4 protein-coding genes are annotated in these 5933 nt (G+C 69.3%); 1 reads left to right on the top strand and 3 read right to left on the bottom strand.

Annotated elements, in window-relative coordinates; translation table 11 throughout:
- Window positions 1-464: 464 nt before the first annotated feature.
- The 3 genes from ACZ4O3_RS41185 to ACZ4O3_RS41175 form a co-directional block, all read right to left on the bottom strand.
- On the bottom strand, window positions 465-1226 hold the full coding sequence (locus ACZ4O3_RS41185) for an SDR family NAD(P)-dependent oxidoreductase (protein WP_467727468.1): 762 nt from the start codon (window positions 1224-1226) through the stop codon (window positions 465-467).
- Window positions 1227-1290: 64 nt separating this feature from the next.
- Entirely contained in the window at window positions 1291-1866 is a 576-nt protein-coding gene (locus ACZ4O3_RS41180; RefSeq protein WP_467727465.1) for a TetR/AcrR family transcriptional regulator, read from the bottom strand.
- Window positions 1867-2813: 947 nt separating this feature from the next.
- The gene (locus tag ACZ4O3_RS41175; protein ID WP_467727463.1) at window positions 2814-4247 is read right to left on the bottom strand and encodes a hypothetical protein; all 1434 of its coding nucleotides are present in this window, start codon (window positions 4245-4247) and stop codon (window positions 2814-2816) included.
- Window positions 4248-4408: 161 nt separating this feature from the next.
- On the opposite strand from ACZ4O3_RS41175, the gene ACZ4O3_RS41170 reads away from it, so the two are divergent.
- Window positions 4409-5933 (top strand): putative T7SS-secreted protein (locus ACZ4O3_RS41170; RefSeq protein WP_467727462.1); only part of this gene is annotated, 1525 nt, incomplete at its 3' end.

The following is a 5933-nucleotide window of genomic DNA, read 5'->3' as shown; positions in this document are numbered from 1 at the left end:
CAGCTCCACCGCGCTGAGAAGGGTCTTGGAAGCCATGAAGCCGAGGCCCAGCTGAAGGAACGGCTCAGGGGTGATCGGGTCGTTGACCGACATGTCGTGCTCTCCACTTGATCGAGGAAGTTGAAGCATAAACATATTTTTGAACACGCCCGTCCGGGCGGCTGCTGTGAAGGTGCCGCCGCAGAGGGGCGATTCGAGTGGGCGGGCCGGACGTGAGCAGGGGCCGGGCGCCACGCTTTATGACACCGGGGGAGCAGTCGGCGTTCCCGATGCGGCCACCCGCGTCGCGCTCCTGCGCGATCGGTCAGGTCGGGCATGTGCGAACGGGCAGACCTTTCGCCGGCCGGTCGCGTACCCGCCGGCCGGGGCCTCGCGCCCGCCGCCTGTTCACCGGCTCGTGGCCTCACGGCGTCACGGAACGTGCGCCGTGACACCCCCGGCGCGAGGTGCTCGCCGGGGCAGGGTCAGAGGGCCTTCGTCTGGCCGCCGTCGATGAGCGTCTCCGTTCCCGTGATGTTGGCGGAGACCGGCGAGGTGAGGAACAGGGCGAGGTCGGCGACCTCGTGCGCCTCGGTGACCCGCCCCGAGGTGATACCCATGCTCTGCGGCACGACCACGTCGAGCGCTTCCTGGGCGGTGACTCCGGCGGCCGCGGCGGTGGCGTCGGCGAAGCCGCCGGGAGCGGTCCAGAAGGGGGTGCGGACCGGGCCCGGCGCGATCGAGTTGACCCGGACGCCCTGCGGGGCGAACTCCTCGGACAGCGCCTTGTTCAGGTTGGTCAGCGCCGCCTTGGCCGCCGAGTAGTCCACCACCATCGGGAAGGGCAGCCGGGCATTTATCGAACCGACGTTCACAATTGCCCCGCCGCCGTCCTGGACGAGGTGGGGGAGAGCCGCGCGGCTGGCGCGCACGGCGCTGAAGAAGGTGAGATCGAAGATCCGCTGCCAGTCCGCGTCGCTCACTTTGAGGAACGACTCCCGGGGCTCGGCGGCTCCGATGTTGTTCACGAGGATGTCGACGCGGCCGTAGCGCTGCACGGCTTGCTGGACAAGTCGCTCGGCCCCGTCCGCGGTGGACAGGTCGACCGATGCGACCGTGACGTCGTACGTTGCCGCCAGGGCGTCCAGCTCGGGGGTGGAGGTGCGGCTGCCCGCCACCACCTTGACGCCCTCGCCGGCCAGTTTCTCGACCACGGCCAGGCCGATCCCATTTCTGGAGTGATCGATACAAAACTATGGTAGGCCGAACACGGGTTGATGGCGCGGTCGAGCGAGGGGGCTGCTGTGGTGCTCAGTCCAATACGCGCATCGCGACGGTCAGGGCGTCCTCGACGAACCGCTGTCCCATGCGGGCCCGACCGATGACGCGGATGCCCTGGGTGAACGTGGTCAGGAACCGGGCCAACTCCCGCGGGTCCTTCTCGGGAGAGAGTTCGCCGCGCACCTGGGCCCGTTCGAGAACACCGGCGAGGAAGGACTCGACCTGTCGGATCGCGGTGGTCACGCGCTCGGTCGCCGCGGGCAGGTCGCCGCACTGCGCGGACGCGTTGACCACGAGACAGCCGCGCGTCGGCTCGGCCAGATCCGCCTCGATCAGAGAGGTGAGCATCAGCCGGACGGCGGGCTTGGTCTCGGCCGTCTCCTCGAAGATCTTTTCCAGGCCGCTGGCCTGGAGGGCGGTGTAACGCTCGAGAGAGCGGAGGAAGAGTTCCTCCTTCGAGCCGAAGGCCGCGTAGAAGCTGCCGCTGCCTATCGACAATTCCTTCAGCAGATCCTGCAGGGATGTCTCGGCGTAGCCGCGCCGCCAGAACAGATCCATGGCGCGGTCGACCGCCTGGTCGATGTCGAACTCCCTGGTACGAGCCATAGCGACAGGCTAGCGCGCTTTATGGATTAGTCAATCAATTATTTGCTCTGTCATGCGACGGTCCGCCGGGCACCCCGGTCAAGGCACCCGGACGTCCGGCCTTCGGAGGCGAGGAGCCCTTGAGCCAGTTGCCGTGAACCTGGCGTTCTGCGCGGTGGGCCGTTCTCGTGGCTTGCGCGGCGCGCTCGATCCAAGGCTGTCACCGGCTGGGATCCGTCACCATTGCCGGTGCGGAGCGTTGACCTCGACGATGGGCCTGTGCGCCCACGCGGCCATGAAGCGCCAGGTCTGGGCCGATCGCCGGTCATTCCTGGCGACCGGGTACCGGGACGCCGACGCTGACCTGAGCGCCCCTCAGACAGAGCCTGGATTGCCTGACCGGTCATGCACAAGGCCCCTGAGGGCAGGATCCTTCGACCGGCCCTGTCGGGCCGGGCGTTGCGCTGCAAGGCTCACCGAGCCCGCCCGATCGGCAGCGAATGCGTCGGTCTGATGGACAGGCGGAGCAGCTGATCGAGCAGTTCAGTACCCGCGGCGTTCCGGAACTCCACGTCCCCCACGGAGAATCATGACGTGCTGCGGGCCGCCACCCCATGCCTCCTGGGTGTGACAGGAAGCCCCGTCCCCGTCTCGCTCAACGACGCCAGGTCGCGCGAGGCGTGCCGATGCCGATACGCACGGATCGCTGCTCACAGACCTCCCGTTCCTGCTTCGCCATGGGGGCAACGGCAGTGAGCGGGGGAAGGACCCGGCATCGTGGCCGTAGCGTGCCGGGTTCTCTTCTTCTGCCGTCCCTTCCGGCGGCAGGTGGAGAATGGCCCGCCCCGCCGGTACGTGCTCCCACCGGCGGAGCGGGCCTCCTGCGTTGCGATCAAGGGAGAAGCCGCACGGCGACACCGATCAGCTGCCGGAACCACGGATTCTTCCGGCAGCGTCAGACACGGAGCTCAGGCCGGGACCGTCAACTGAAGGTCCAGCACCGGGATGTCCACATGGCCGTCACCGTCGGTGTACCAGCGCCAGTGAGCCTCCTGTGTCTCGCCGCAGACCAGTCCCGTCCAGCCCACACTGCACAGAGCGGCGAGTTCGGCCTCCTCCTGCGGACCCGGCGCGCCCGACACCACGACCAGCCCTCTCACCGGTTTGCGTGACGCGGCCGCGCGCACCGTGCCGTACGACGGGAACGGCCTCGCCACCGAGGACGTCGCGGCCTGTGGCATCTGCTGGAGACTCGGCGGCACGGCGAGCGGCGGTGCGTCGGCCGAGCCCCGCAGCACGGTCACCGGCAGGTTCGGCCTGGTACGAGCGATCTCCGCCAGCAGGTTCTGCACGACGTCGCGGGCAACGACCCTGTCACCGCTGACACTCAGGACGCCATCCAGGCGGCTGAGGTCCACGAACACGGGCCGGTCGGCCTCGTCCGTGCCCGCCCGGACCAGACATGCGCTGGTGAGGGCGGACCGTGAGGTCACGCCGGCATCGCCACCCAAAACACCGAGACCGGGTGCGCCGGCGGGACGACGCCAGCGGGTGCTGTCGATGCTCGCCCAAGGGGCGTTGGCGGCATCGGAAGCGGACAGCCACACCGTCACCCCGGCGTCGTCCACGCTGAGCGCGTGCACCGGCTTCTCCGGTTCCCGGTCCGTCGCCGCGAATTCGCCGAGGGTGTTGTAGGCCCGCTGCACCGAGTCGCCGTCCGCGTCGAAGCGGCGGCTCGTCGCCTGCCGCTGCGCCAGCCTGCGACGCCGACGCACCGGCGCGCCCAGCGCGCGGACACCCCGCCCGACGGCGCCGGCCGCGACCCGCACCTTGCGACGGCCCACGATGCCCGCGGTGATCAGAGCGAGCAGGATGGCCCCGAGCAGCGCGAGCACCGCTGCCAGGGGGATGGTGAGCACCGTGGACCGCGTGGCGCCCGTCCCCGGCGAGGACGTCCCTGTGGCCGGGGGAGCGGAGGCGCTGTTTCCGCCCCCGGTGTCCTTGGCCAGTTGAACGCCGGGACCCGATGCGTCCTGCGGAAGTCGCAGGATCCAGCCCGGGTGCAACTGGTCGTCCAGGCTGTTGAGGGCGGACCCGTCCTTCTGCGCCTGACCGCGGTTGAGTCCGAAGATCTCGTCGGCCCGCCCCGCATCGCCCAGCGTCGCCGCGGCGATCGACTGCAGGGTGGCGGGCTGCCCGCCGGTCTGCACGGGATCCTGCACCACGAACACCTTGATCAGGTCATCGGCGGGCGGCGCCGCCTCGGCCGAGCGGGCTGTGCCGAACACGACGGCACACGCCGCCAACAGAGCTGCCAGGGCGTACAACAGCGTCTGCGGGATCGGGTGCCCCGCCGCGGTTCTCGGCCGGTGCTCGGGCACTCGGCCCGTGCCGTTGCTCATCGTGTCCACCCATGTCGTCCGACGTTGCTTGCACCGACTACACGGGGCCGCCGGGCAGAAACGTTCGACGCGGACGCGAAGTTCATTGAACCCTCCATGAGCCCGGTGCCGTGTACCTCGGGATCGCACGTCAGATACACGCACCGGACCGGGGGATCGCAATGGCACGTCGGCACTCGAGTCCCGAGGACTTCCAGCTCCTGGGCATGGACTCGGACCCGACGCCCGGCAACCCCGAGATCATCCAGGACATCGTCAAGCGCTACCGGGATATCGGCGACGCCGCCGAGACGGCGCTCAACGTCCTGAAGAAGGGCGGGGCGATATCCAAGGGCTCCGGCGAGGCGATGGACAAGCTCAACGCGAAGATCGGTGACGATCTGCCGGACAAGCTGACCAAGACCATGACGTCGTACCACGACGCGGCCCAGGCCTACACCGATTACATACCGCGGCTGCTGGAGGCACAGGGCCGCTTCGACCAGGCCGTGGACCGGGCGCGGGCCGCCGCACCGCAGGCCAGCCAGACCCCGAAGCAGCTGAGCACGACCCCGACCGCAGAGGAGCAGGCGCAAGCTCGCTCCACGCAGGACGCCATCGACGCGGGCCAGGCCGAGTTGAGCGCGGCCAGGAGCCTGGCGGAGCAGGCGAAGACCCTGCGCGAGAGCGCGCAGCGGCGGTGCGCCGAAGTGCTGGACCGGGCGGCGGAGGAGGCGATCCCGGAGCGGAACGTCTTCCAGAAGATCGCCGACTTCTTCAAGGACTTCCCGTTCGTACAGATCCTGCTGTCCCTGCTGATCGCGGTGGTTGCGGTGTTCTTCCCGGTGGTCGGCGCCCTGCTGGGCGGACTCTTGTTCGTCTTCAACCAAGTCGTGGCCAGTCAGACGGGCGGGATCAAGGCCGGCGACTTCATCACCGGATTGCTGGGCATTGTCCCCGGCGGCTCGCTGCTCAAGCTGGGCGGTCGCGCCGTGGAGTCCCTCGGCTCCGTCTTTCCGGCGATCGAGAAGGCTTCGGGTCTGATCAAGCAGGCCTCGGGCAGCATCACCAAGATCGGTGAGTCCCTGACCAACAACAAGGTCGTCGGAGGCTTCCTGAGCCATCCCGTGGGCAAGACCGCGACGGAGGTCGTGGGCAAGTTCCTCGGTGACTCGGCACAGGAAGCAGCCGCCAAGGCCGCCAACGGCGACAAGGTCACGGCAGAAGGCGTGTTTGCCGGAGCCGCGGCGGGCGCCGTGGCCGGAGCGATCTTCAAGGGGGGAGTGGGTGCCGTCGGCAAGGGTCGGGGCAATCCGCGCGGCCAGTTCGGCGACACCGCGGAACCGGCGGTCGGAGACTCCCTCGGTAAGCAGGCATCGGACCAACTGGGCAGCATCGTCGAGGAGGGCTCCACCCTCGGAGCGAAGATCGGCGTCGGTATCCACCAGGGCGGTGACCCCAAGGCGGTCGCTGCCGGCGAGATCGCCAACTCGGCCTCGAAACTCGGTGTCGGCGCGATCGGCCGGGCCGGCGTCGCACGCGGCGTCGACAGCCTCAGCAGCAAGATCCCCTTCAAGGGTCAGCCCCGGCCCGATGCCGCGGTTCCGGCGGGTGCGTCGTCGTCTTCGCCCGGATCGGCTCCGGGGCCTGTGGCTGGTCCGCAGACGGGCGTGCCGACCGGTTCTGGATCTGCGCCGTCGGTGTCGC

This window comes from Streptomyces sp. NPDC026515 (genome assembly GCF_055567595.1).
The sequence above is the reverse complement of the archived record's forward strand: the minus strand, read 5'-3'. Positions and strand labels throughout refer to the sequence as shown.